The sequence below is a fragment of the Stenotrophomonas sp. C3(2023) genome, assembly GCF_032911385.1.
Taxonomy (GTDB): Bacteria; Pseudomonadota; Gammaproteobacteria; order Xanthomonadales; family Xanthomonadaceae; genus Stenotrophomonas.
Genome location: NZ_JAWJLO010000001.1, coordinates 3,370,932 through 3,396,459, shown reverse-complemented (window position 1 = coordinate 3,396,459; position 25,528 = coordinate 3,370,932). Strand labels below are relative to the sequence as shown.

23 protein-coding genes, 1 tRNA gene and 1 pseudogene are annotated in these 25,528 nt (G+C 67.7%); 12 read left to right on the top strand and 13 right to left on the bottom strand.

Annotated features, from left to right (window positions below; genetic code table 11):
- Window positions 1-107: 107 nt before the first annotated feature.
- From RZA67_RS15080 to RZA67_RS15065, 4 genes are all read right to left on the bottom strand, one after another.
- The gene (locus RZA67_RS15080; protein WP_317213538.1) at window positions 108-638 is read right to left on the bottom strand and encodes a gamma carbonic anhydrase family protein; all 531 of its coding nucleotides are present in this window, start codon (window positions 636-638) and stop codon (window positions 108-110) included.
- Window positions 639-697: 59 nt separating this feature from the next.
- Window positions 698-1,972 (bottom strand): glycoside hydrolase family 88 protein, encoded by a 1,275-nt coding sequence (locus tag RZA67_RS15075; RefSeq protein WP_317213537.1) that lies wholly within the window; start codon window positions 1,970-1,972, stop codon window positions 698-700.
- Between the two features lie 194 nt (window positions 1,973-2,166).
- Window positions 2,167-4,050, bottom strand: coding sequence for a tRNA uridine-5-carboxymethylaminomethyl(34) synthesis enzyme MnmG (mnmG, locus tag RZA67_RS15070; protein WP_317213536.1), 1,884 nt, complete (start codon window positions 4,048-4,050; stop codon window positions 2,167-2,169).
- A gap of 480 nt (window positions 4,051-4,530) precedes the next feature.
- Entirely contained in the window at window positions 4,531-5,058 is a 528-nt protein-coding gene (locus RZA67_RS15065) for a hypothetical protein (protein WP_317213535.1), read from the bottom strand.
- A gap of 154 nt (window positions 5,059-5,212) precedes the next feature.
- Between RZA67_RS15065 and RZA67_RS15060 the strand changes: the two genes are divergently transcribed.
- Entirely contained in the window at window positions 5,213-6,175 is a 963-nt protein-coding gene (locus RZA67_RS15060; protein WP_317213534.1) for a pyridoxal-phosphate dependent enzyme, read from the top strand.
- Complete coding sequence (locus tag RZA67_RS15055; RefSeq protein ID WP_317213533.1) at window positions 6,160-6,765, top strand: YdcF family protein; 606 nt, start codon at window positions 6,160-6,162, stop codon at window positions 6,763-6,765. The genes RZA67_RS15060 and RZA67_RS15055 overlap by 16 nt, the downstream gene beginning before the upstream one ends.
- Window positions 6,766-6,802: 37 nt before the next feature.
- On the opposite strand, the gene bioC is transcribed toward RZA67_RS15055, so the two are convergent.
- Genes bioC through RZA67_RS15035 form a run of 4 tightly spaced genes read right to left on the bottom strand, consistent with a single transcriptional unit; the run spans window position 6,803 to window position 10,488 of the window.
- Entirely contained in the window at window positions 6,803-7,684 is an 882-nt protein-coding gene (bioC, locus tag RZA67_RS15050) for a malonyl-ACP O-methyltransferase BioC (RefSeq protein WP_317213532.1), read from the bottom strand.
- A 12-nt stretch (window positions 7,685-7,696) separates the two neighbouring features.
- Window positions 7,697-8,479 (bottom strand): SDR family oxidoreductase, encoded by a 783-nt coding sequence (locus RZA67_RS15045; protein WP_317213531.1) that lies wholly within the window; start codon window positions 8,477-8,479, stop codon window positions 7,697-7,699.
- Between the two features lie 45 nt (window positions 8,480-8,524).
- Window positions 8,525-9,283: a pimeloyl-ACP methyl ester esterase BioH gene (gene bioH / locus RZA67_RS15040; protein WP_317213530.1), complete on the bottom strand. Its 759-nt coding sequence runs from the start codon at window positions 9,281-9,283 to the stop codon at window positions 8,525-8,527.
- Window positions 9,284-9,291: 8 nt separating this feature from the next.
- On the bottom strand, window positions 9,292-10,488 hold the full coding sequence (locus RZA67_RS15035; protein ID WP_317213529.1) for an aminotransferase class I/II-fold pyridoxal phosphate-dependent enzyme: 1,197 nt from the start codon (window positions 10,486-10,488) through the stop codon (window positions 9,292-9,294).
- Window positions 10,489-10,637: 149 nt separating this feature from the next.
- Here RZA67_RS15035 and RZA67_RS15030 point away from each other — a divergent pair, with 149 nt between their 5' ends.
- The gene (locus tag RZA67_RS15030; RefSeq protein ID WP_317213528.1) at window positions 10,638-11,354 is read left to right on the top strand and encodes a ComF family protein; all 717 of its coding nucleotides are present in this window, start codon (window positions 10,638-10,640) and stop codon (window positions 11,352-11,354) included.
- A 91-nt stretch (window positions 11,355-11,445) separates the two neighbouring features.
- Here RZA67_RS15030 and RZA67_RS15025 read toward each other — a convergent pair.
- A tRNA-Arg gene (locus RZA67_RS15025) sits at window positions 11,446-11,522 on the bottom strand.
- Window positions 11,523-11,678: 156 nt separating this feature from the next.
- On the opposite strand from RZA67_RS15025, the gene ubiA reads away from it, so the two are divergent.
- The gene (ubiA, locus tag RZA67_RS15020; RefSeq protein WP_317213527.1) at window positions 11,679-12,572 is read left to right on the top strand and encodes a 4-hydroxybenzoate octaprenyltransferase; all 894 of its coding nucleotides are present in this window, start codon (window positions 11,679-11,681) and stop codon (window positions 12,570-12,572) included.
- Between the two features lie 466 nt (window positions 12,573-13,038).
- Here the strand turns inward: ubiA and RZA67_RS15015 are convergent, their stop codons facing one another.
- A complete protein-coding gene (locus RZA67_RS15015) occupies window positions 13,039-13,710 on the bottom strand; it encodes a VOC family protein (protein WP_317213526.1) in 672 nt (223 codons plus the stop codon).
- Between the two features lie 228 nt (window positions 13,711-13,938).
- On the opposite strand from RZA67_RS15015, the gene RZA67_RS15010 reads away from it, so the two are divergent.
- Both RZA67_RS15010 and yidA read left to right on the top strand, forming a co-directional pair.
- Entirely contained in the window at window positions 13,939-16,269 is a 2,331-nt protein-coding gene (locus RZA67_RS15010) for a TonB-dependent receptor (protein WP_317213525.1), read from the top strand.
- Window positions 16,270-16,464: 195 nt separating this feature from the next.
- On the top strand, window positions 16,465-17,301 hold the full coding sequence (yidA, locus tag RZA67_RS15005; RefSeq protein ID WP_317213524.1) for a sugar-phosphatase: 837 nt from the start codon (window positions 16,465-16,467) through the stop codon (window positions 17,299-17,301).
- Window positions 17,302-17,337: 36 nt separating this feature from the next.
- Here yidA and RZA67_RS15000 read toward each other — a convergent pair whose 3' ends face one another.
- The 3 genes and pseudogenes from RZA67_RS15000 to RZA67_RS14990 all read right to left on the bottom strand — a co-directional run bounded on the left by RZA67_RS15000 (window position 17,338) and on the right by RZA67_RS14990 (window position 20,435).
- On the bottom strand, window positions 17,338-18,051 hold the full coding sequence (locus tag RZA67_RS15000; RefSeq protein WP_317213523.1) for a hypothetical protein: 714 nt from the start codon (window positions 18,049-18,051) through the stop codon (window positions 17,338-17,340).
- Window positions 18,052-18,184: 133 nt separating this feature from the next.
- Window positions 18,185-18,828, bottom strand: a pseudogene (locus RZA67_RS14995) (YiiX/YebB-like N1pC/P60 family cysteine hydrolase).
- A 98-nt stretch (window positions 18,829-18,926) separates the two neighbouring features.
- A complete protein-coding gene (locus RZA67_RS14990; RefSeq protein ID WP_317213522.1) occupies window positions 18,927-20,435 on the bottom strand; it encodes a YifB family Mg chelatase-like AAA ATPase in 1,509 nt (502 codons plus the stop codon).
- Between the two features lie 461 nt (window positions 20,436-20,896).
- Between RZA67_RS14990 and RZA67_RS14985 the strand changes: the two genes are divergently transcribed.
- The 6 genes from RZA67_RS14985 to RZA67_RS14960 all read left to right on the top strand — a co-directional run bounded on the left by RZA67_RS14985 (window position 20,897) and on the right by RZA67_RS14960 (window position 25,498).
- Window positions 20,897-21,235: a hypothetical protein gene (locus tag RZA67_RS14985; protein ID WP_317213521.1), complete on the top strand. Its 339-nt coding sequence runs from the start codon at window positions 20,897-20,899 to the stop codon at window positions 21,233-21,235.
- Window positions 21,236-21,633: 398 nt separating this feature from the next.
- Window positions 21,634-21,903, top strand: a complete 270-nt coding sequence (locus RZA67_RS14980) for a helix-turn-helix domain-containing protein (RefSeq protein WP_317213520.1) — start codon at window positions 21,634-21,636, stop codon at window positions 21,901-21,903.
- An 89-nt stretch (window positions 21,904-21,992) separates the two neighbouring features.
- Window positions 21,993-22,430, top strand: a complete 438-nt coding sequence (locus RZA67_RS14975; protein ID WP_317213519.1) for an N-acetyltransferase — start codon at window positions 21,993-21,995, stop codon at window positions 22,428-22,430.
- A gap of 101 nt (window positions 22,431-22,531) precedes the next feature.
- Window positions 22,532-22,966, top strand: coding sequence for a RidA family protein (locus RZA67_RS14970; RefSeq protein ID WP_317213518.1), 435 nt, complete (start codon window positions 22,532-22,534; stop codon window positions 22,964-22,966).
- A gap of 109 nt (window positions 22,967-23,075) precedes the next feature.
- Window positions 23,076-23,831 (top strand): hypothetical protein, encoded by a 756-nt coding sequence (locus tag RZA67_RS14965; RefSeq protein WP_317213517.1) that lies wholly within the window; start codon window positions 23,076-23,078, stop codon window positions 23,829-23,831.
- 38 nt (window positions 23,832-23,869) lie between these two features.
- Window positions 23,870-25,498, top strand: a complete 1,629-nt coding sequence (locus RZA67_RS14960) for a hypothetical protein (RefSeq protein ID WP_317213516.1) — start codon at window positions 23,870-23,872, stop codon at window positions 25,496-25,498.
- Window positions 25,499-25,528: the final 30 nt, after the last annotated feature.

The following is a 25,528-nucleotide window of genomic DNA, read 5'->3' as shown; positions in this document are numbered from 1 at the left end:
CCGGGGTCCTCTCCGGCATGCGGCCACGGGCATGGGGCTCTCGACTGCGTCCTGGTCGGAGCCCGACTCTAGCAGGTCAGCACCTGCAATGGCCTGCCTGCAGCCGATCACGCCAGGTATTCGTCCTTCAGCCGTACATAGTGATCGGCCGAGTACCGCAGTGACTCGATCTCGCGGTCGCTGAGGCGACGGGTCATGCGTGCCGGGTTGCCGACCCACAGCTCGCCGGTCTGCACCACCTTGCCCGGCCCGATCACCGCGCCGGCGCCGACAAAAGCATGCTTTTCCACGCGGGCGCCATCGAGGATGCAGGCCCCCATGCCGATCAGGCTGTAGTCACCGATGCTGCAGGCATGGATGATGCAGCCGTGGCCGATGGTGACACCTTCGCCGATCAGCGTCGGAAAGCCTGCCTTGTTGTAAGGGCTGTGATGGCTGACGTGGATGACGGTACCGTCCTGCACATTGGTGCGAGCGCCGATGCGGACGTGGTTGACGTCGCCGCGGATCACGGTCCCCGGCCAGATCGAGACATCATCGCCCAGCTCTACGTCGCCGATGATCGTGCAGGCGGGATCGACATAGACCCGTTCACCGAGTACCGGCATCGTGTTGCGGAAAGGGCGCAGGGGGGTCATCGCTACTCCGGCAGCATCGTCAGTGGCCTCGATGATAACCGTCTGCGACGTGCGCCGACTCAACGCGGGTCACACCTGGCGGTCTGCACCAGCCGGTCCATCTCGATCGAAGCGATGACAAAGGCGGGGATCACGTGCGGGTTGTCCGCACTGAAGCCCTCGCTCATGTAGTACGCCCATGAGCCATCGCGGTACACCTGTGGATCGGGCTGGCCCGGCACCTTGCCAAGACTGGCCACGTTGCTGCCGTAGAGCAGGTGGGGCCGGCCCGTTGCATCCACCTGCAGGCGGTGACGCAGCAGCCCCGCATAGGCGGCGTGGGCCGTGCGGCGCAGGCCGGCATCCAGATGCCCGCGGTTGATGCCCTTGGCCAGCACGTAGGTGAACATCGCGGTGGACGAGGTTTCAAGCACATTGCCGGCGTGCCCGGGTTTGTCCGGCACGTGGTGCCACAGCCCGCTGCGCGGGTGCTGCCAGCGCGGCAGCGCGGCGGTGAGTGCGCGCAGCTGCTGCACCAGCTGCGCACGCTCGCGGTCATAGCCGAAGGGCAGGTAATCCAGCGTGTCACTGACCGTCATCATGAACCAGCCGGCACCGCGGCCCCAGAATCCCGGAGAGCGCCCACTGCGGGCATCGGCCCACCGCTCGTGGCCGGTCTCGTCCCAGCCATGACGCGGCAGCCCGACCACCGGATCGAACAGGCGCTGCTGGCTGACGCGCAGCTGGCGCACCACGTCGTCGCGGTCCTCGCCACGGCCGAAGCGCAGCGCGTACTGCGCCTGGAACGGCAGGGTCATGTACAGCCCATCGGCGATGATGTTGCCGGGGTGATAGGCATACACGCCTTCGGTGGTGCGCGGCAGGGCATCCAGTGCACGCCGGAAGCGATGCGCGGCCTGCACCAGCCGCGCATCGGCATCGTGTTCCATCGCATCGATGAGCACACGTCCGGTCAGCATCTGGTTGAAGCCGATCGATGCAGGCACAGGCCGGTGGCCGTCGCCGCCGGCACTGTCGACCACCTCGCTGACGATGGCCTGCGCATAGCGGCGGTAGCGTTCATCGCCGGTGGCCACCGCAAGCCGCAGCAGGGCCATCGCCCAGAATGCGTTGGCGTAGTCGGTGCCCTTGCCGAGCCGCCCACGCTGGCCGGGCTGGTGCTCGGGCGTTCCGCCCTTGCTGTCCATCTCGGCATCGGCGATGTGCACCGCCCACTGCAGCGGCGTACGTCCCTGGAAGGTTGTACCGCAGATGCTGTCCGGCGGCGGCGCGGCAGCACACCCCGCAAGCAGCAACAGCGCCGAACACGCGACCACCCGACAACGGCGTTCCATCTCTCAGCCCCGGTGCGAGCACACACGGCCAGTGTGGCGCCAAGCGCCGGCAAGACCAGCGGCAGCCGCGACAGGCAACATCGTGACGACCAACGGTCGTCACCTACCGGGCAATCGAACGCGTAGGGCCGGGCTCTGCCCGGCAACACACAGGATCGTGACGACCAACGGTCGTCACCTACCGGGCAACCAGGTCACGCTACGCGGCGGGCGCGTTCCAGATGCACCAGCAGCAGCGAAATCGCCGCCGGCGTCATGCCCGGAATCCGCTGCGCCTGGCCGATCGTCTCCGGCCGCACGCGCTCCAGCTTCTGCAGTACCTCTGCCGACAGCCCGCGCACCGTCGCATAGTCGAAGCCCGCCGCGATCGGCGTCGCCTCGTGCCGCTGCTGGCGTGCGATCTCCTCGCGCTGGCGTTCGAGGTAGCCGGCGTACTTGATGCCGATCTCCACCTGCTCGGCCACCTTGGCATCGGCCACCGCCGGGCCCAGCGACGGCACCTGCATCAGCGTGGCGTAATCCAGTTCCGGTCGCTTGATCAGGTCCAGCACATTGGTTTCGCGGCTGACCGCCACACCCAGCGTTTCATTGACCTCGCGGCCCAGCGCATTGGCCGGTGTGGCCCACAGCGCACCCAAGCGGGCGCGCTCGGCCGCCACCGCCGCCTGCTTGGCCTCGAACGCCGCCCAGCGGCGGTCGTCGACCAGCCCCAGTTCGCGACCGGCCGGGGTCAGGCGCTGGTCTGCGTTGTCCTCACGCAGCTGCAGCCGGTACTCGGCGCGGCTGGTGAACATGCGGTAGGGCTCGTTGGTGCCATGGGTGATCAGGTCATCCACCAGCACGCCCAGATAGGCCTCATCGCGACGCGGGCACCAGCCCTCCTCGCCACGCACCTGGCGCGCCGCGTTGAGGCCGGCCAGCAGACCCTGTGCGGCCGCTTCCTCATAGCCGGTGGTGCCGTTGATCTGGCCGGCGAAGAACAGGCCGTTGACCAGCTTGGTTTCCAGGCTGGCCTTCAGGCCGCGCGGGTCGAAGAAGTCGTACTCGATGGCGTAACCCGGGCGGGTGATGTGCGCGTTGGCGAAACCGCGGATGCTGCGCACCATCTCCAGCTGCACGTCGAACGGCAACGAGGTGGAAATGCCGTTGGGGTAGATCTCGATGATGCCCAGCCCCTCGGGCTCGACGAAAATCTGGTGGCTGGCCTTTTCGGCAAAACGCACCACCTTGTCTTCGATCGACGGGCAGTAGCGCGGGCCGATGCCCTCGATCTGCCCGCTGTACAGCGGCGAGCGGTGCAGGGCGTCGCGGATGATCTGGTGGGTCTGCCCGGTGGTGTGGGTGATCCAGCAGCTCACCTGTGCCGGGTGCTCGTCCACCGAGCCGAGGAAGGACATCACCGGCCGCGGCGTGTCGCCCGGCTGTTCGTCCATCAGGCTGTAGTCCAGCGAGCGCCCATCGATGCGCGGCGGCGTACCGGTCTTCAGGCGGTCCACCTGGAAGGGGCGCTCGCGCAGACGCGTGGCCAGCGTGGTGGCCGGCGGGTCACCCATGCGGCCGGCGGCATACTGGGTCGGGCCGACGTGGATCTTGCCGGCCAGGAAAGTACCCGCGGTCAGCACTACCGCGGCGGCGTCGAAGCGCAGGCCGGTCTGGGTGATGACACCGCGCACCGCGTCGCCCTCGATGACCAGGTCATCCACGGCCGCCTGGAACACGGTCAGGTTGGGCTGCGCTTCGACGATCTGGCGGATTGCCATGCGGTAGAGGTTGCGGTCGGCCTGGCAGCGGGTGGCGCGCACGGCCGGGCCTTTGGAGGCATTGAGCGTGCGCCACTGGATGCCGGCGCGGTCTGCCGCATGGGCCATGGCCCCGCCCAGCGCATCGATCTCCTTGACCAGGTGGCCCTTGCCGATGCCGCCGATGGCCGGGTTGCAGCTCATCGCACCGACGGTCTCGATGTTGTGGGTCAGCAGCAGGGTGCGCACGCCGGTGCGGGCAGCCGCCAGCGCGGCTTCGGTACCGGCATGGCCGCCGCCGATGACGATGACGTCGTAACGATGGAAGGAGGGGCTCATGGGCAATGACAATCAGGGGCGGGCAGGCGCCAGGGCGCCGTAGGGTGGCGATTTTAGCGCCAATCGGAGTGGTGCCGGGCGCCGTGCGCAGGGCCGGAGCGAAATCGACCCTAAAGTTGGCACGATTACTGCAGATAACCCAATAGCACCCAGCGTGATCCGCGCCGACAGGCGTGCAGGGCCGGAATTGGAACAGGGGCCGGTCCAGATGCACGAAGGGGAAGCCAGGGGCCGACAGTCGGGGGACTGTCGGCCCTGTTTTTATGCGCGATCTACACGGCTTGACAACACCAAGGCCCCGCAATGCGGGGCCTTGGCTTTATGGGTGCCGACATCCGTCAGGGCCGGAACAGGGGGGATCCAGAGGTTCCTGGCGGATATCGGCATGGAAACCGATGGGACGCTGCAGTGTCACTTTGCGACGCAGCGCGTCACTGTGCGGCTAGCTTGAACGTTCAGTGTCGAAGGTTCAAGGGGTTGTCAGGGTTCAACTCTCCGTTCTGTGGCACGGTTCATATTCCGCGCCGGCGAACCCATCGAACGCGGCGGCTGCGCACGCGGTGCCGGAGCGGCAGCGGGACGCGGCGGACGCTGCTGCGGCGGCGGACGGTTTTCCGGCGGGCGCGGACGCGGTGCGTTTGAATCCATGTTGCGCCACGGTGCGCCACCATTGTTGCGCGGCGGTCGCGGCGGCGGCCGGTGGCCATGATCCGGCGGACGAACCACCGGCGGGCGCGTGTGACCACCATGCGGCGGCGGACGCACCGGACGCACCGGGCGCACCGGGCGATAGATCGGGTAGTTGTAACCGTTGCCGTAGTAGCCACCACCGTAATAACCGCCGTACCCATAGGGGTAGGCCGAGGGGTAGCCGTAGGGATAGCGGTACTCGGTCGAGGGGGCGCCGTGGTAGTAGCCACCGCCGCCGCCACCGCCGACATAGTCATAGGATGCACAGCCGGTAAGGGCCAACAGCAGGCCACCGGCAAGGAACAGGCGAGTTTTCATGACAGAGGCCCCCTGGGGTTTGGCGTCCAGCTTCCGGCCGGGGCATTGAATCAGCCCTTAATCCACCTTACACAGCATGAATGGCGGCGCACGAGAGTCATGCTGGCACGTTGGCCGCCGCCATGGCCAGCGGGCCATACGTTAATCTTGCTGGATGAACGAGCTGCCGCTGCCCACCGCTGCTGATGTGCTGTCTGCCGCCACGCGCCTGGCGTCGCATGCCGCGCTGACCCCGGTGCTGCGCTCGCGCGAACTGGATGCCCTGTCCGGCGCACGGCTGGCCTTCAAGGCCGAGCACCTGCAGCGCGGCGGGGCCTTCAAGTTCCGGGGCGCGTGCAATGCGGTGATGGCGCTGGCGCCGGAACAGGCCGCCTACGGCGTGGTCACCCATTCTTCCGGCAACCATGGCGCGGCGTTGGCGCTGGCCGCCCGTCTGCGTGGCATCGCCTGCCATGTGGTGGTGCCCGAAGGGGCGGTGGCTGCCAAACTGGCCAACATAGTGCGCCACGGCGCCACCCTGTGGCGCTGCGCGCCGACCATTGCCGCCCGCGAGCAGTTGTGCGCGCAGGTGCAGGCCGAGACCGGGGCACGCGTGGTCCATCCGTATGCCGACGCGCAGGTGATGGCCGGGCAGGGCACCGCCGCGCTGGAACTGCTGGGCACCGACGGGCCGTTTGACGTGCTGGTGGTGCCGGTCGGGGGCGGCGGCCTGGCGGCCGGAACGGCACTGGCCCTGCGGGCATACGCGCCGACGACCCGGCTGGTGCTGGCCGAGCCCAGCGGTGCCGCCGATACCGCCGCCTCGCTGGCCGCCGGCGCGCTGCGCCTGGAGTTCACGCCGGACACTGTCTGCGACGGGCTTCGCGGCACGCTGGGCGCGCCCAATTTCGCGGTGTTGCGTGCTGCCGGCGCCGAGGTCATCACGGTGGACGATGCGGCGACCGTGCAGGCGATGCGCCTGCTGTGGCAGATCACCAAGCAGGTGGTCGAGCCGTCCTCGGCGATCGCGCTGGCTGCCGTTCTGGCCGAGCCGGCGCGGTTTGCCGGCCAGCGCATCGGGCTGGTGCTGTCCGGCGGCAATGTCGACCTTGATGCCTTGCCGTGGAGGCCTGCATGAGCCGCCGACGGCCCAGCCTGCTGCTCTGGACCTGGCGCCTGCTGGTGCTGCTGCTGGCATGGCTGCTGGGGGTGATCGCCTGGATCTTCTGGGTCGGCGAGCGCGACCAGGCCAGCAATGCCGATGCGATCATCGTGCTCGGTGCGGCCGCCTACGATGCCAAGCCGTCACCGGTGTTCCAGGAGCGCATCCGTCATGGCCTGGATCTTTACCGCGCCGGCTATGCGCCACTGTTGATCTTCACCGGCGGCTATGGTGGCAGCGGCGCGCGCTTTTCCGAATCGCAGGTGGCCCGGCGCTACGCGCTGCGCGAAGGCATTCCCGATGACGCCATCCTGATCGAGACGGCCTCGCGCAACACCGAGCAGAACCTGGTGGAAGCCAAGCGGCTGATGGAGCAGCGTGGCCTGCACCGGGTGATCATAGTCAGCGACCCGCTGCACATGGCGCGCGCGCTGCGCCTGAGCCGCGGCCTGGGGATCGAGGCGCTGGGGTCATCGACACCCAGCACCCGTTTCCGCAGCTTCCACACCAGCTGGCGCTTCCTGCTGCAGGAAGTCTATTTCTTCCATCGCGACCTGTTAGCGTAGAGCGGGGCTCTGCCCCGCTGATTCACGCAGCGCTGCCTCAGGGTGTCCTGCGCCGGATCGGAATCGCACTGACCGGCACCGCCGCCACGTCGCTGCCCTGCTCGCGGATCGGCGCACCCGGTTCGGGCGCCCAGGCATGCGCGTACAGCACCTCCCAGCTGCTGGGCAGCGTGCCATCGGCACGCCGCAGCGGCTCGTAGGCTGCCGCTGCGGCGGCAAACCGGCCGCGACCGGTCAAGGTGCGGCGGCGGTCAGTGGCCGCATGGGTGGCACCCAGCGCGCGCAGTTCGCGCATCAGCGCCGGCAGGTCGGCATAGGTCAGCGTGAACAGGTCGCGGTCCAGTACCGGGTCGCGGAAGCCGGCCATCATCAGCGCATCGCCGAACTGGGCGATGGGCGGGAACCGGCTTACGTGTGGCGCGCTGTCATCGCGGGCGAACGCCTCGCTCAACTCGACCAGCGTTTCCGGCCCGTAAGTGGAGCACAGCAGCAGGCCGCCGGGCTTGAGCACACGACGGAAGCCGGCAAACACGGCCGGCAGATCATCCAACCACTGCAGGCACAGGTTGCAGAAGATCACATCGACACTGTTGTCAGCCAGCGGCAGCGCGGCCGCATCTGCACAGACGCGCTGGAACGGTTTCCACCAGCCGGCCTGGCGCTTTGCCTGCTGCAGCATCGGCGCGGCCACATCCAGCGCGATCACCTGCGCCTTGGGCCAGCGCTTGCGCATCTGCGCGCTGGCATGTCCGGTACCGGCGCCGACGTCGAGCACCACCTGCGGCGTGCGCGCCTCCAGGTAATCCAGTGATTCCATCAGGCGCTGGCGCACCTCGCGCTGCAGCGCAGCGGCGTCGTCGTAACTGTGGGCCGCGCGACCATAGGCGCGGCGGACGTGATGTGGGTCGAAGCGGGACATCGTGGTTTCTCGTCAGAACGTGCCCGGGTAGGCGCCGCCGTCGATCAGCAGGTTCTGCCCGGTGATGTAGCCGGCGTGCGCGCTGCACAGGAAGGCGCAGGCAGCGCCGAACTCGTCGGGGTGGCCGAAGCGGCCGGCGGGAATGCTGCTGCGTTTCTGCTCGGCCACCGCCTCGGCATCGCGACCCTGCTGGCCGGCGATGAAGGCGAAGTTGCCGCGCAGCCGGTCAGTGTCGAACTGACCGGGCAGCAGATTGTTGAGGGTGACATTGGCGGCCACGGTACGCCGCGCGAGGCCGGCGCTGAAACCGGTCAGGCCCGAACGTGAGCCGTTGGAGAGCGCCAGAATGTCGATGGGCGCCTTTACCGAGGACGAGGTGATGTTGACGATGCGGCCAAAGCCGCGCGCGAGCATGCCGTCCACGGTGGCCTGGATCAGCGCGATCGGCGCGAGCATGTTGGCGTCCAGCGCGGCGATCCAGTCCTCGCGCTGGAACTGGCGGAAGTCGCCGGCGGGCGGACCGCCTGCATTGGTGACCAGGATGTCGACCTGGGGACAGGCTGCCAGCGCCGCGGCACGGCCGGCCTCGGTGGTGACGTCGGCGGCCACGGCGAGTACCTGGCCGGCCCCGGGTAGCGCGCGCAGCGTCTGCGCCGCCTGCTGCAGGGCCTGCTCGCCACGGGCAACGATGACGACGTTGACGCCCTCGGCGGCCAGCGCGCGTGCGCAGCCCAGCCCCAGTCCCTTGCTGGCGCCACATACCAGCGCCCAGCGGCCGGCGATTCCCAGGTCCATGTCATTCCACCGTGTTCGTCGTGGCGGTCATTTTCGCCCATCTGCTCATGCCAGGGTGGCAACGAACTGTTGCAGCGCCTGTCCCACCTGCTCCGGCCGGGCCAGGAACGGCGCGTGACCGCCCTGGGCGATGGTCAGCGCGTGGGCGCGCGGCGCCAGTGCCGCCGCAGCCTGCATCGCTGCCGGGGTCACCACCCGGTCGCGCTGCCCTGCCATCCACAGACTGGGACGTGGCAGGCCGGAAAGCGCGCCGCGCAGGTCGGTGTCCTGCAGCAGCTTCAGGCCTTCCTGCAACACCCGCGGTGCCGGGGGCAGGTCCAGCAGGCGCTGCCTGAGCTGCTGCATCTGCTGCCGCGCCTCCGGCGTGGCCATCACATCCAGTGCCAGAAAACGCTCGATCGTGCTGGCGAAATCATCGTGCAGCGCCTGGCCGAGCTGGGTGAACACGGCCGCATCGGCGCCCTCGGGCCAGCCGTGGCCCCGCACGAAGCGGGGGCTGGAGGCCAGCATCACCAGCCCGCGCACCTTCGGCGCGGTCGCCGCCGCGTGCTGCGCGAACAGCCCGCCCAGCGACCAGCCGCACCACACCGCTGGCGGCGTGGCCGCCGCGATGGCATTGACCACGTAGGGCAGCCGCAGCGGCGTGCTGTCCTCGACGCTGCGGCCGTGGCCGGGCAGGTCCACCACGTGCACGGTGAAATGCGGGCGCAGCTGATCGACCAGCGGCGCGAACACCTCGCCGTGCATCGCCCAGCCATGCAGCAGTACCAGATCCGGCCCGTTGCCACTGACCTCGATATGCATGGCCCGGCTCAGGCAATGGCCGCAGCGGAACGCGGCAGGGCGTCGCGCGCCGCAGCCAGGGCGGCGACCAGTCCCTCGATCTCGCTGACCGCATGCAGGGCGGTGAGACACACGCGCAACCGCGCACGCCCCGTGGGCACCTGCGGCGCGAGCACCGCCTCGACCCGGTAACCGGCGGCCTGCAGTGCGTGCGCCATCGCCACGGTGTCGGCATCACTGCCACACAGCACCGGCTGGATCGCCGAGGTGGACGCACTCAGCGAAAGGCCGTGACGGCCCGCAGCGGCGCGGAACAGGGCCACCGCGTCCTGCAGCTTGTCGCGGCGCCATTGCTCGCGCTGTGTCAGTCGCACGGCTTCCAGTGCCGCCGCCGCCCACGCCGGGTGCAGCGCGTGCGCGGCCAGCGTGGCGGCAGCGGTGCCAGCGATATGGTCGAGCAGCGCGGCATCGCCAAGCAGCGCCACACCCGCACAGCCCAGCGCCTTGTCCAGCGCCACCTGCTGCAGCGGCACATCGCCGCTGCCCAGCCCCGCAGCGGCGACACTGCCGCTTCCCTGCTCGCCCAGCAGGCCCAGACCGTGGCCGTCATCGACATACAACAGCGCCTGCTGCTGCCGCGCCACCAGCGCCAGCGCGCGCAGCGGCGCGCTGTCGCCTTCCAGCGCGAACACCGCTTCGGTGGCCAGCAGGGCGGCACCGCCCGGCATCGCGCGCAGCTGCCGCAGGGCCCCTTCTGCATCCAGATGCGGGTAGCGGCGCAGGCGTGCGCCGGCCAGATGCGTGCTGTCGAGCAGACTGGCGTGATTGAGGGTGTCCTGCACGCACACATCGGCCTCGTCCTCGAGCAGGCTCTGCTGCACGGCAAGGTTGGCCAGCAGCGCATTGCCGCACAGCAGCGCACGTGGCTGGCCCAGCCAGTCGGCCAGTTCCTGTTCCAGCGCCTGGCACGCCGCATGGCGGGGCGGCGGACCATGGGGGGAAGCGCTGCCGACGCCTTCGCGTGCCACCGCGTCCTGCAACGCATTGACCACCGCGAAGTGCGAGGAGAGGCCCAGATGATCCTGGCTGCTGAAGTCGCACAGCCATTGTCCGTCGACCTCCACCCGTGCACCGTCGCGGCGGCCAACGCTGCCATGCACGGTGCCGTGCGGCGTGGCCTGCACCGCATGGACGCGAGCGCGGGCGAACAGATCGGGACGGGCCATGTGCAATACCGGCAATGACAGGGCGGCTAGGGTAGCGCGTCGGCAAAACCACCGCATGCGCGTCGCGTGCGCCGGCATTCCCGCGCGGGAAGCGGTCGCCGCGTCATTGCCTGATGGCGCTGCGGCGTTGCCGGGGGGAGCATGCCGCCATGCCGGTTTCCTGGTTCCAGCGCGTGGCAGATGGCGGCCAGCGCCTGCTGGCCGAGCTGTTGCCGCACACCTGCCTGGTCTGCGGTGATCCCGGCCACGAGGGACTGGACCTGTGCCAGGCCTGCCTGGCGGTGCTGCCGTGGTCGGGCAGGGCATGTCCACGCTGCGCGCTGCCCATGGCGCTCGACGCGCCGCTGGTGTGCGACGTCTGCCAGCGCACGCCGCCGCCGCAGGCCGCCAGCTGGGCGAGCCTGCTGTATCTGCCGCCGGTGGACCAGCTGCTGCGTCGCTACAAGTTCCAGCAGGACCTGGCGGCGGGCCGGCTGCTGGCCCAGCTGATGCAGCGTGCCCCGCCGCCGTGGTGCTGCCCACCCCTGCTGCCGGTGCCGTTGCATGCCCGGCGCCTGCGCGCGCGAGGCTACAACCAGGCCGCCGAGCTGTGCCGCCTGTTGCGTCAGCCCTGCTGGCACGGCCTGCAACGGCAGCGGGCCACGGCGCCGCAGTCCGAGCGCAGCGCCGCCGAGCGCCGCGCGAACCTGAGCGGCGCCTTCGCACTGCGCAGTGCGCCACCGCCGCGCCTGACCGTGGTGGACGACGTGATGACCACGGGTAGCACGGTGGGCGAGATCGCGCGTTACCTGCGCAGCAACGGCGTGGATGAGGTCCGCGTCTGGGTATGCGCGCGCGTACCGGGCAAACCCGGCAGGGGCGTCTGAGGATACACGCGGCGCAGCGCCACGCGGGCACAAAAAAACCCGGAGCGATCCGGGTCTTCTGTTCGCCAGGGCAGATCCTTGGCAGTGCAACTGGCGCGCCCGGAGGGATTCGAACCCCCGACCAATGGCTTCGGAAGCCACTACTCTATCCGGCTGAGCTACGGGCGCGTTTTGCTGTTCGTCGCGCCACCGGCAGGCCGGGGCGGACATCGCAACGCTGCGCAACAGCGATGCGGGTCCGGCATTCTATCCATAAACGCGCAACAAATCTCCCCCTGCTGTTGCATCCGTCATCGCCGGGCACACGGGGAGTATCCTTGTGCGATGCCTTCTACCCGCCTTGACCCCACCGACGCCGCCCTTCCGCGCTGGCGTCACTACTGGAAACTGATGCGCGCCGACCGTCCGATCGGCACGCTGCTGCTGCTGTGGCCGACCTGGTGGGCACTGTGGCTGGCCGCCGATGGTCTGCCGCCGCTGTGGATACTGTTCGTGTTCACCGCCGGCGTCTGGCTGACCCGTTCGGCTGGTTGCGTCATCAACGACTATGCCGACCGCTGGCTCGACCCGCACGTCAAGCGCACCAAGGACCGCCCGCTGGCCAGTGGCGCGGTCAGTGGGCGCTCGGCATTGCTGCTGTTTGCGGTGCTGATGGTGGTGGCGTTCGCGCTGGTGCTGACCTTGAACGGGTTGACCATTGCCTTGAGCTTCGTCGGTGTGTTCCTTGCGGCCAGCTACCCCTACCTGAAGCGCTACACCCACCTGCCGCAGGTGTACCTGGGCATGGCGTTCGGCTGGGGCGTGCCGATGGCCTTTGCGGCAATCCAGGGCGAGGTGCCGGCGCTGGCATGGCTGCTGTACGTGGCCAATATCCTGTGGTCGACCGCATACGACACCTGGTATGCGATGGTCGACCGCGACGACGATCTGAAGATGGGTTCGCACTCGACCGCCATCCTGTTCGGCGATCTGGATCTGGTGATCCAGGGCATCCTGTACACCGTGTTCCTGGGTGCGATGGCGCTGGTGGGCGTGCGTGCAGGCCTGGGCGTCTACTTTGCGGCCGGCGTAGGCGTGGCGGCGCTGCTGGTGGTCTACGAGTTCTGGCTGTGCCGCCACCGCGAGCGGGAGGCGTGCTTCAAGGCGTTCCTGCACAACAACTGTGTGGGGGCGGCCTTGTTTGCGGGCATCGCCGCTGATCTTGCGTTGAAGGGGTAGTCAGGGGTCGTCGGCTGCGCTCCTGCTGCTGATTCTCGAGCTGATCGTCTCTCTCGCGAGGGCGAGCGTGGCTTCAAGCTGAATCCCCGCCCGCTGCATCTGCTTATGCCATGTGCTGATGAAGCGTTCAGACCCTTGTGGCACTAGGGTCTGTGCGTGTTGAATCACGACCTTTGACGCGAGCCTGCACTTGTTCGCACGCGCGTTTAACCCGCTCGGCGGAACCATGGCCCCGACCGCGACATTCCGTCCGCGGCAGTGGAGAGCAATCATGGCCAATCAGCAGCAGAACCAGCAGCAGAACCAGCGTGCCCCACAGAAGGAAGGCGGCGCGGATCAGCAGCAGCGCACCCAGCGCCCGCAGGACAACGAAGAAGAAGAGTAAGTGCGATGCTGCACCCTCAGGGGTGCTGCGCGACGACAGACCAAGGTCCCGCCACGGCGGGACCTTGTCGTTCAGGCGACCTCAGGCGCTGCTCAGCACCCAGCCCTGCGCGAGGTCGGCAAGGTGTGCACCAGCCGGCACAAGCGAGAGGGTGACCTCAATACCGCGCGCTCCGGGTAGTTGAGTCTGCTCAGGAAACCAGGTTCGATCCGCTGCCACCACGATCAGCAGGCCCTCGTCATCGCCCAGCGGGGCGAAGTGCGGCGAGGACGGTGACAGCGGGGACAGCCCGAACTGCTGCGCAATCTGGCGCTCCAATGCGACCACATCGTCGCTGGGCAGTCCGACTTCGCTGACGCAGGTGAGTTCGCTGCCGTGGAACGGCCCGGTCGCGCTGCTGGCCGGCAGGCGACGGCGGCCGATGAGTTCAAGAATCATGGCGTCGGGGCCCGCGAAATAGATCGACTGCGAGAGCCAGTTGCCTGGCAGCGCGAAATAGTCATCGCCCTCGGCGTTGCGCTGCAGCGGCACGCGCTGCCGCAGCCACGCCTCGGCTGCGGCGAAGCGATTGTCGGGCACATTAAAGGCCAGATGCACCACGCCGTCGCCGGGCTGGGTGGCGGCTTGCAGCACGATGCGGCTCCAGCCGATCGTGATCGCCGCGCCGTCCACGGGCAACTGCAGCACCTCGGCAAACCACGCCGCGGCAGCCTCGACATCGGTCACCGGAAGAACGATCTGCTGGATACGCATGGCGCCAGCTCCATGAAGCGTTCGGGTGAGTCTGGCATCGGCAGCGTTCGGGCGCGGTCGAGATCCACGCGGCGCTTGCCGCCGCCAACGGCCAACCAACGACACCGTCCGGGGGGTGCTTGATCCCGCGTTGCCTAGCGGCGCCGCCGTTCGGCAGGCTGGCGACCAGCAGTTGTTTAATGTTAATGCAATGTTATAACATCCCGCCTCTTTTTCCAGGGGACCCTCATGCGCCACCACCTCCTCGCCGCCGCCGTGCTGCTCAGTATCCAGACCGCCTACGGCGCCGACGACGCTACCCTGCCTACCGTCAACGTGCGTGCGCAGAGCCCGTCGCGCATCGACAGCATCGTCCAGGTGGAGAACATCAACGCGCCGGACCGCAGCCTGGGCGACATGCTGCAGCGGGTATCCGGTGTACAGAGCAGTGCGTTCGGGCCCAATGCCGGCGCGCCGGTGATCCGCAGCCTCGGCGGCAGCCGCGTGCAGGTGCTAGAAGACGGCCAGTCCATCCTTGGCATGAACGCGCTCAGCGGCAACATCAACATTCCCTTCGATCCGCTGTTCGTACGCAGCGTCACCGTCAACAAGTCCTCCGACAGCGTGCGCCACGGTGGCAATGCCATCGGCGGCAGCGTCGACATCGACTCCGGGTTGATCTCGCGCAGGATGGAGGACAAGGACCAGGAAATGGAACTGGTGCTGCGCAAGGGCATCAATGCGGCCGACGCGCAGGGGTTCCGCATGAACTTCAACAACCAGCGCAACATCTCCACGAACCTGCAGTTCTCCAGCCAGCGCATCTCGCATTACGACATCCCCGGCAACAGCAAGGCGGCGGTCTGCAACACCCAGCTGTTCCCGGTGGCCGGCGGGGTCAACAGTGCGCTGGCCGATGCCTGCCAGAAGGAAGCGCGGGTGCAGCAGGTCTACAACAAGGCCTCACAGCCGTACATCGACCAGTTCATGCGCGAGAACCCGGACTGGGCCGACGGTGAGTTCTCCTTCTACACCAACCGCCCGACCTCGGTGTGGAGTGGCAGGACCTATGTCAACCCGGTCAACCCGGACTATGTGCAGGGCACCCCATCCTACGTGCAGCGCAGGATCAACAACGATGTGACCCCCAACTACCGCGGCCGCCTGGGCAACAGCTACTCGCGCAACACAAACGTCGCCGCCGGTTCGACCCTGTTCTTCGAGCGCGGCTACGTGGCGGCCAGCGTCGACTGGAAAGACAGCGAGTACGGCGTGCCCGGCTTCTCGATGGAGAACCAGTCCTTCGGTGCCGACCCGAGCAAGGACCGTCCGGTGGGGGTGAAGCTCAAGCAGGAAAAGTACGCCGTGGAAGCGCTGCTGCGCGAGCCGCTGCCGCTGCTGGAGAACGTCGAACTGCGTGCCTCGCAGGTGCGCAACACCTCCGGTGAATATCTTGGCGCCAGCCGCGCGTACGCGTACGACTTCGACAGCCAGCAGGCCGAACTGCTGCTGGCCCAGCGTCGCATCGGCGCGCTCAGCGGCCTGCTGGGCGTGGACTACCGTTCGCGCGATGTGGTCGGTGCCGGCAAGGAGCGCTACCTGCCTGATGTCAGGACCGACACCCAGGCCGTGTTCCTCACCCAGACACTGGATCTCGACGGGGCCGCGTTTGATGCCGGCTACCGCCATGAGCGCGTGGAGCACAGCATCCAGCCGGGGCGCTTCAGCACCTCGCGCAATTCACCCAATGTGCGCCTGCAGGACCGCCGCTTCCACCTCGACAGCTACAACCTCGGCACCCGTGTTGAACTCGGTCGGCTGTTGGCCGCCAAGCTGCGTTACTCCGCCTCCGAGCGTGCGCCGGAGATCAATGAGCTGTACGCCAGCAATCGCCACTACGCGGTGATGACGCAGGAGGAGGGCAACCAGAACCTCAAGCCGGAACGCGCGCGCAACACCGAGTTCACCGTCCTGTTCAACGCAGCCGGCTTCGAGGCCACGGCCACCGCGTACCTGATGAAGTACGAGAACTTCCTCTATCAGGGCTATTCCGGCCTGCAGACCGCCAACCGCATGCCGCTCAAGTACTGGAAGCAGACCGACACCACCGTGAAGGGCTTCGAGGTCGACCTGTCGCAGGCGATTGACGTTGGCAGCTACGGACAACTCGAGGCTTCGGCGTTCGCCGATCTGGTCAAGAACAAGGCCGATCATCCCGACACGCTGCGTGCCCACAATGACGGTGAGTACCTGCCGAACATGCCGACCAACCGCTATGGCGCGACGCTGCAGTGGCAGAACCGGGGTTGGCGCGCGCGCCTGTCCAGTACGTATTACGACAGGCAGAAGTACCTCGGCAGGAACGTGAGCGAAGAGATTCCGCTGCCTGGCTTCAATCTGGTCGACATGCAGGTCAGCCGACAGATCGCACTGCGCAGCAACGTGGTGGCCGGGCTGGAAGTGTTCGTCAACGCAAGCAACCTGCTTGACCAGGAAGCACGCCCACACAACTCCCCGCTGAAGTACATCGCCCCACTGCCCGGCCGCAGCTTCCAGATCGGTCTTAACCTCAAGCTCTGAGCCCCCCGACCGGGAGAGCCGACCCCACGGTCGGCTCCGCGCGCAGCGCGGCAAGCAGATGCAGTGACGACCAACGGTCGTCACCTACCGGAGAAGCATCGGGAGAGCCGACCCCACGGTCGGCTCCGCGCGCAGCGTGGCAAGGCCACGCGGGCGATAATGGCCGGCACCCCCAAGCTGTCGGCCCTTTTCCCAATGGATATGCACCACGCTGCCTCGCCCGTCCGCCTGATCGCCATCGATATGGACGGCACGCTGCTCGATCCCACGCACAGCATCACCCCACGCGTGAAGCAGGCCATCACCCGCGCGCGGGCACACGGCGTGCAGGTGGTGCTGGCCAGTGGCCGACCGGTGGCCGGGATGGCGCCCTATCTGCAGGAGCTGGGGATCGCGGGCGAGCAGGATTACTGCATCGCATGCAACGGCTCGGTGGTGGAGCGGATCAGCGACGGCCACCGCGTGGTGGAATACCCGCTCAGCCATGACGACTTCCAGTTCTGCGCTGGCATCGCGCGCGCGCTGGGCGTGCACTTCCAGGCGATGGACGGGCAGCGCCTGTACACCACCAGCCGTGACATCAGCCCGTACACCGTGCTCGACTCGCATCTGTCCAACATGCCACTGTCCTACCGCGCGGTCGACGAGATCGACCCGTCAATGCAGTTCATCAAACTGATGATGATCGATGAGCCGGCCGTGCTCGATGCCGCCATCCAACGCTTGCCCAGCGCGCTGACCGAGCGTTTTGCGGTGCTGAAAAGCGCGGCCTTCTTCCTGGAGATCTTCGACCACCGCGCAGGCAAGGGGCCGAGCCTGCAGAAGCTGGCCGAGCAGCTGGGCATCGACCGCAGCCAGGTGATGGCTATTGGTGACCAGGAAAACGACCTCACCATGCTGCAGTTTGCCGGCACCAGCGTGGCGATGGGCAACGCGGTGGACGCGGTCAAGCAGACCGCGCTGCACCACACGGCAACCAATGCCGAGGACGGTGTGGCGCTGGCCATCGAGCGGCTGGTTCTCGCTCAGTGAACCGGTAAGGTCGGCCGCGGGCCGGGCGCTGCGCGCTCAGTTGTCCGGCCGCAGGGAAAGGTGGCGGCGGAAGGTCGCATCGGCGGTCCGCTTCGGGTCCGGCGGGAACAGCGAGATCATGCCCGCCGCCACGGCGCTGGGCCGCATCCGCTCGCCAATGCCGGTGGCGGTATCGACGTCGACCTTGCTGACCGTGCCATCGGGCTTTACATGCATCACCCAGACCAGCTCCCCGTTGTAGCTGGCCGGGGGAATCGAACGGTCGTAGTTCGGTCGGCCCAGCACATAGGGCAGGCCGGGCATGGTCTGCGCAACATGCGCGACCAGCGCATCCATGGTCCTGAAGACATCGATGCTGCGTTCGCCGGCGACCTCGTCCAGCCTGTTGACGCGGACCTTGTAGGTCCATTTTCCAGGAGCTGCATCGGCAGGAAGCGCAGCCGCAACACAGCGCTTGCTGCCATCGACATCGGGATAGATTCTGCGGGTGACCTCATTGCCTTGTGCATCCACGGCCTGCAGCTCCACGGCGTCGACCGCAAAACGCGGGCTGCTCACCACCACGCAGACCTGCGGGTCCAGGCCTGGCTCAAGCGCGAAGGTGCGTGTTTCCTGGCGTGCCAGCGCGCCACTCGGCGTCTTCGACCAGAGAAACTCGACGTACACGTCGTAGCCGGGAGAAGAAACGGTCTGCGCTGTGGCAGTACCAACCAGCAGCAGTGGGGCGAACAACAATGCAATCCGGTGCATGACATTCCTCGCAGCAACGCAGGTGGCCGGCGCCATGGCGGTGTGCTGCGCCAATCCTGGCCGGTGCTCCACTATGCCAGCTGCGGGCCCGTCGCACAGCCCCGCGTGGGCCGGCCCGGGCCGCCCGCGCTGCTCAGTACAGCGGCCCGACCCGTTCCAGCACCGGTGCGGCCGCCATGTCATTGGGATTGGTGCCCGGCTCACCCTGCGGGATCTGCATGCCCAGCCCGGCATAGAAGGTCTGCCAATGTGCGGGGAACTCGCCGGTCTCCACATTGCGGAAGTTCATCGGCTGGGTGTGGAAAACGTGGTGGGCCCGGAACGCGCGTTCGATGAAGTCCGAGCAGTAATAACTGTCTTCGGACTGCACATAGGTGGTGTTGTACGGCTTGCCCAGCATCGTACGCGCCTTGGCCACTGCATCGCCGATGGCATTGCGCGGCGGCGCCTTCAAGCGATAGACCATCACCTGCCGCTGCTTGTCCCGTGCCTCCTGGCTGAACTCGGCCAGTGACTGCTCGCGCGAGCCCTTGCTGTCGGCATGCAATACCTGCAGCGCACCGTCATCGTCCGCAGACGAGGCCGCTTTGGCGACCATCGCCACATGATCGAAGCTGAGCTGATCCGCCCGGCGCGTCGCATCGTTGATCGCGCCGCTCAGACCAGTGTTGCTGGCGGTGACAAACAGCAGGTCGCCCTCGCGCACCTCGACGCCGCTGGCAGCGGCGGGCAGGCAGGGGGCAGCAGCAGGCCAAGCAATAGAATGAGCGTACGCATGGGGTGGATTGTAGCGCCCGCTGGCCCGCTGGCCCGCTGGCCCGCTGGCCCGCTGGTCCGCTGGCCCGCTGGTCCGCGGGGCGGCGAGTGTCGCGGTCTCATGCGCCCATCGCGCCACCCCGGTCCAGTTGTCGGTAGCCGATCGCCTCGGTCAGGTGCGCGCGCTGAATCTTCTCACTGCCATCGAGGTCGGCAATCGTGCGGGCAACGCGCAGGATGCGGTGCATCGCACGTGCGGACAACTGCAGCCGCTCGATGGCCTGTTCGAGCAGTGTCTGGTCGGCCTCGTCCAGGTGCGCGCAGTCGCGCAGGCCACGGCTGTCCAGATGAGCATTGAGTGCGCCCCGTGCCAGCTGCACCTCACGCGCGGCCAGCACGCGCGCGCGCACGATGGCGCTGCTCTCTCCGGCTGGGGTGTCATCGCGTAACTCCTCGGGCGACAGCCGTGGCACGCAGACATGCAGGTCGATGCGGTCCAACAACGGGCCCGAGACCCGTGAGCGGTAGCGCAGGATGCGCTCGCGCGTGCACAGGCAGCGGTTGCTGCGATCGCCCGCCCAGCCGCAAGGGCAGGGGTTCATCGCGGTTACCAGCTGGAAGCGCGCCGGGTACACCGCGCTGCGTGCGGCGCGGCTGATGCGGATGTGCCCGGATTCCAGCGGTTCCCGCAGCACTTCCAGCGCATTGCGGCTCCACTCGGGCAGTTCATCGAGAAACAGCACGCCGTGGTGGGCCAGCGAGATCTCGCCGGGATGCGGTGGATTGCCACCGCCGGCCAGCGCGGCCGGACTGGCGCTGTGGTGTGGCGCCCGGAACGGGCGCTGTCGCCAGCGCCTCGGGTTCAGCCCCAACCCGCTGACCGAAGCGATGGCGGCAGCCTGAAGCGCCTCGGCTTCACTGGCTTCGGGCAGGATGCCGGGCATCCGCGATGCGAGCAGGGTTTTGCCGCAGCCGGGGCTGCCGATGAGCAGCAGATGGTGGCCGCCGGCCGCAGCGACCTCCAGCGCCCGCCGCGCGTGCGCCTGGCCGCGCACGTCGACCAGGTCCAATGCGGCCTCCTGCTCGGTGGCCACGCGCTGGGCGCGCGGCAGCCGTTGCGGGTCGTCAACCGAGGCACAGGCTTCCAACAGGGTGCGCGCGATGCGCACATCGGCATGTTCGGCGAGCGCGGCCTCGGCCGCGTTGCCCGGGGGCACGAACAGCGTCCGCCCTGCCTCGGCAGAGGCAATTGCGGCCGGCAGCACCCCCTCTACCGGCCGCAACTCCCCTGTCAACGCCAATTCCCCCAGAAACTCGTGCCGCGATGTCTGTTCGGCATCGATCTGCCCGCTGGCGGCGAGAATGCCCAGCGCGATTGCCAGATCGAAACGACCGCCTTCCTTGGGCAGATCAGCCGGCCCCAGATTGAGCGTGATGCGCCGCTGCGGGTAGTCGAAGCGCGCGCAGAGCAGGGCCGCGCGCACCCGCTCGCGTGATTCGCGCACCGTCGTTTCCGGCAGGCCGACGATCTGCGTTGCCGGCAATCCACCCGAGAGATGGACCTCCACCCGTACCAGTGGCGCGTCGACGCCGCAGCGTGCACGGCTGTGGACCAGCGCCAGGCTCATGCGGTGTTCCTTGCGGGTTGGCTTGAGTTCAAGCCTGTGCCATCGGGCGGTGCGAAGCAGTCGGTGCGGTGACTACGGCGGCGTAGGCAGAAAGGGGGTGCCACCCGCGAGTGCCGCGCGGTAATGAAGGTGCAATCAATTGAAAGCGGGTGGCGCGATATCCTTCGTGAATCGAAGCCCGTCGCGCCTTGTGGCAGAAATTGCGTTTCTGTAGCGTAGCCACCGTCACCGCACAATCGGTGACCGGGTTTGAGAGCCCGTCCACGAGCGCACCAGCACCTCTTCCAAGGCGCGGCAACACGTTGCTGCCGCTGATCTGGGATGGGGTAACTGCCCATGGCCCAGGCGCGCGCAGATCGGAAGATCTGCCGGAGCTTGTGGCCCGGACTCTCAACCGAGTGTCGTCCGCCACCCTTGTCTGAGAGCCAGGGCGGCGGTCCTCACTCTACAAGGACTTCGTTATGGCCTCTGCCGTTACGCCGCAATTCGCTGGTTCCACCCTTGATCGACTCGACAAGGTCCGTCTTTCCCTCAGCGCGCTTGCCAGCTTGCTTGAACCCGTCGACCACCTGGGGCATTCGGAGCGAGGCGAGCTGGCCATGCTGCTCAGCCTTCTTGACGAACTTGCCGATGATCACCCTTCAGAGGCGCGCCATGCACGCACTGCGGTGGTGGATCTGATCGGCAGCACCGGCGAGCTGGGCTGCGTGGCGCGTGAGCACCTGCATGCACTCGTCGGGTTGTTGGCGATGATGCAGGCATCGGCGTTGCTGCCGCCCGTGTACGAGGGAGCTGCGTGAGGCTCACTGTGCGACGCGCGAGCGTGGGCACGCTCTGCGTGGTCTGTTCGGGGAGCAGCCGACCATGGGGCGGCTCCACAGGAGCGACTGCTCGGCGTGCCGTGGCCCGCTACCCTCCAGCCATGCCGGTGCCACTGTTGGTTGCCCATCGCTTTGGTCAGGTGCGCGTTGTTCCACAACGTAGCTCGCTAGCATCGTCCAAGGTGCAAGCTGTGCCGAAGAACGCAGTGGCAAGTCGAGCCAGGCCTCAGGAGAACCGTGAGTGGAGATAAAATCCTCATGAGCGTGAGGAACGTGGTCGAATGGGAGTGGATGCGGCACAGATCCTTACGAGCGCAAGGATTTTGATGTTGCCTGCGCGCAGGCGGCATAAGTCCTCATGAACCAAAGGACTTTGAATGAAGATCCGATTGAGGTCTTACGATGATCTCGGCCCGCTGGTCCGGGCCACGCGCAAGCAGCAAGGGATGCGACAGGACGATACGGCCGAGGGCATCGGCGTCAGCGAGAACTTCCTGGCCAAGGTCGAGCGCGGTGGCGGCACGGTGCAATGGCAGAAGCTCTTCCAGGTTCTTGACGAACTGGGGATACGCGTGGAGGTTGATGTTCCTGACGCCGCCATGCAGTTGCTGCAGGCGAAAGCGAAAAAACGCAGCGCTCATCGATGAGCCACCAGTCGCGAGCGGTCGGGCAGCTGAAACACTGAAGGCGTTTAGTCTTACGCTCCACAAAACGGAGAACACCCGCAGGAGCCAACGTGATCCGCCCCTATCACCCTTCCGACACCGACGCCGTCCTCAACGTCTGGCTGGACGCCTCTATCCGCGCCCATCACTTCATCCCTGAAGCGTTCTGGCGAGAACAACTCGGCGCCATGCGCGATATGTACCTGCCCCTCGCCGAGACGCGGGTTACTGAAGAACACGGCAGGGTACTTGGCTTCGTGTCAGTGCATGAGGCGCGTCTGGCTGCGCTGTTTGTCAGCCCGCAGGCGCAGGGACGCGGGCTTGGCCGGCAGTTGCTGGACGAGGCCAAACGCATGCGCCCGACGCTCGAACTGAGTGTCTACAGCGCCAATGCGCGCGCCATCGCATTCTACGAGGCCGCTGGATTCTCGACGATTGCCGAGTCACTCGACCCCGTCACCGGGCAGCCGGAACTGACGATGCGTTGGCAACTCACGCTGGGCGAATGAATCCAGCAGCACGGCTGATGAACAGGAGGTCACCCATGGCGCTTTACCTCAACCAAGGTTGAGCCCCTAGCATGCCGGTTTCCCTGAAAACGGCATCTGTCATGCATTCCGAGCATACCTCCAACATTTCCACCTCTACGGTTACCCTCAGCAACCCGGCTGGCCTCTACGATCCAGCCCCGAACGGTTATTCGCATGTTGCCGTCGTGCAGCTGCCTGCGCGGCTGGTCCACATCGCCGGCCAAGGCGGCGAGGACGCGCAGGGCAGATTGTCGCCGGTGTTCGAGGACCAGGTCGTGCAGGCCTTGGCCAATCTCCAGCGTGCCCTGGCCTCGGTCGATGCCGGGCTCGCCGACGTGGCACGCGTGCGTGTGCTGGTCGTGGACCACGACGACCGCCGACTTGAGCTGCTGGCCCGGCAGATGCGCGCGTACTGGGGCGATGCCGGTGCGCCCACGTGTACGCTGATTCCTGTTTCGCGGCTGGCCCTTGAGGGCATGCTGTTCGAGATCGAAGCAGAGGCGTATACGCGATAGCGTACGGGCCGCGTCAGCAAGGCCAACCTCTTGAGCACTGGATGCCTCCTGCAGCGGAACGCAGTCACCCGGGTCCCCTGCCGGCCAGAGGCCGGCACTACAATGGGGCATGGATCGCGTGGATGACAGGATTTCGCGTCGTCGCCTGCTGGCGGCGATGGGGTGTGCACCGTTGCTGCCGTGGCTGGCTCGCGCGCAGGCAACGGACGTTGCCGAATCGCGGCTGCAGTTGCAGCCGTGGCAGCAGGGCGCTGCGCCAACGGCGTTCGTCACGGTCAGCAGTGCCATGCACAGCGAACAGGAACTGCTGGATGTGATGCGGTCCGAGGTATTGCCGCTGCTGGCACCGCCCGAGGCGTTCATCGCCTTCGGGCCGGCGCCGGGCGCGATCCAGGTGTGGTTGGAGCTCGATCCCTGCGACCTGGCACGCCACGGCCTGCAGGTGGACGCGGCACTGGCGCTGCTGGCAGACGCGTTGCAGGCGACGGCGATGCCGATGCCGGGTCGGCATGAGCTGCAGGCCTGGGCACTGCGGCGCCCGACGGCGGATACGGCGGTGGATGCGCAGCAGGTGTGGCTTGATCTGCCCGGGCAGCCGGATGCACCGCTGTTCGCGCTCGGCTCGCTGATCCACGTGATGGCGCCGCCGGCGTGGGCGGAGCAGGCCACCGTGTCGGTGCAGCTGCAGTCACGTGGCCGCCTGGAGGGTGCGCTGGTGGATGACCTGCAGCAAGGTCTGTACGCCGTAGCGGATCGCCTGCCGGCCGAGCTGCAGGTGCAGCTGGGGCCGCTCGTCACGCCGGTGGCGTCGTCGCTGGACATGTATGTCAGCGTGGCGGCCGGGGCATCGGTAGCAGATTGCTAGACTTGCGTCCTTGTTGATGCAGGGAAGGGCGGTAGCGGATGGAACTAGGTCGGGCAGGGTGGATGCGGCTGGCGCTGGGTGCGCTGGTGCTGGTGATGGGCAGCGGCCACGCAGCAGAGCGTGCGCTGTATTACGTGCGTCATGCCACCGAAGAGGGCAGCGCGACGCAAGGCAGCGCCGAGTACGCGGGCTTCCATGGGGTGGAACTGCAGCAGGCAGCCAACGGTCGCCGCCGCGTGCAGGTGCAGCCGCTGTGGTGGCGCGAGGCCAACGGGCCGCAGGGTGATGTCGATGCGGCCTCGCTCGACCCTGACAACGCCGATGACGCGCGGGTGCTCGCGCTGGTGCGCGGTGGGTTTGCCTCGTCCATTTCCGGGTCGGGCAGCATCGGCGCGCTCGAGGCGCAGGATGCCGAGGCCGCCAGGGCGCTTCACGCGCACGACCGCGACCAGCTGACGCATCAACTGCTGCGCGGCCAGGCGCCGGGCATCCGGCCGTTCGTGCTGCCGCGGCGGCTGGCGGTGGGCGAGCGGGCGAAAACGCCGATGCGGCTGGACCCCTTTGGCGCGCTCACCGCCGAGGTCGAGGTCCTTGAGGTCACACCGGCGGAGGTGGTGCTGGCGTTGCAGGTGCGGGGCAGGGGCATTGAGGGGGCCGGCCGCGTGGCGGTGGACCTGGCCGATGGCATGCCGATCGAGCTGCGGATGGAGCTCACCCAGCGGGCGTCGCGCTCTGTGCCGGCGCGGGTGCACCGGATCCACGTGGCGGACATGGCGTTCGAACCCCGGCTGGAGATGGCCGAGGACCTTGCGATGTACCAGGACTACGTGGGGCAGATCGAAGAGACTCTGTCACGCCCGCCGTTTGACGGCACGGTCGATGAGGTGGGCCTGTACCGCCTGGACCCGGTGCCGGCGGGCGAGCTGCAGCCGCACATGGTGGCCGCCGACGCGCTGCCGGCGCTGGAGCGCAACATGGGCTTTGGCTGGCTGCCGGACGCCGCTGGCGGCCGCGCACGGCTGGGACTGGGCGCGCGCTCGCGCCTGTCCACCGCACCGGGTGACGAGGCGCTGCTGGTCGCTCGACTCAACGCGGTGGTGCCGCTGGACGCGTCGGGCGAACCCATCACCGGGCTGCAGCCGCAGGCAGTGATGCGTACGTTGTTCCTGCCGTCGCACTACACCGCCGATGAGCAGGCCGTGGACTTTCCGTTCCGGCTGCCGCTGGGCAGTTCGCAGGCGCTGCGCGATGCACTGGCGACGCTGCGTCTGATGGTGGGCGCGGAGGTCTACAGCGTCCACTCGGTGGAAACCGTGCCGGTCGGGCAGCCGTCGGCGGTGAACGCGTCGGTGGAGATCGATCACACCTCGCCGCTGCGGGTGACGGTGCGTCATGCGCGCCAGGCGCAGCGGGGGCCGAAGGGCCTGTGGACGGTGGTGGTGCCACTGGATGCGGCAGGCGAGCCGATCCCCTTCACCGAGCTTTCCGTGCTGCCGATCAGACTGGGCCAGGTGAACGCATTGGCCGAGCTGCCGTTGGCCTGGGAAAGCCGCAATGAGCCGTTCCGGCTTGAGATTGCCGCGCAGCGGCCGATAAGCCAGCTGCAGTTGCGTCATTACCAGTGGGTGCTGGAGCCGCGAACCTGGGATTTCCGACTGCTGCCCTGAGCGCGCCTGCCCTTCCCCCGACCGGATGAC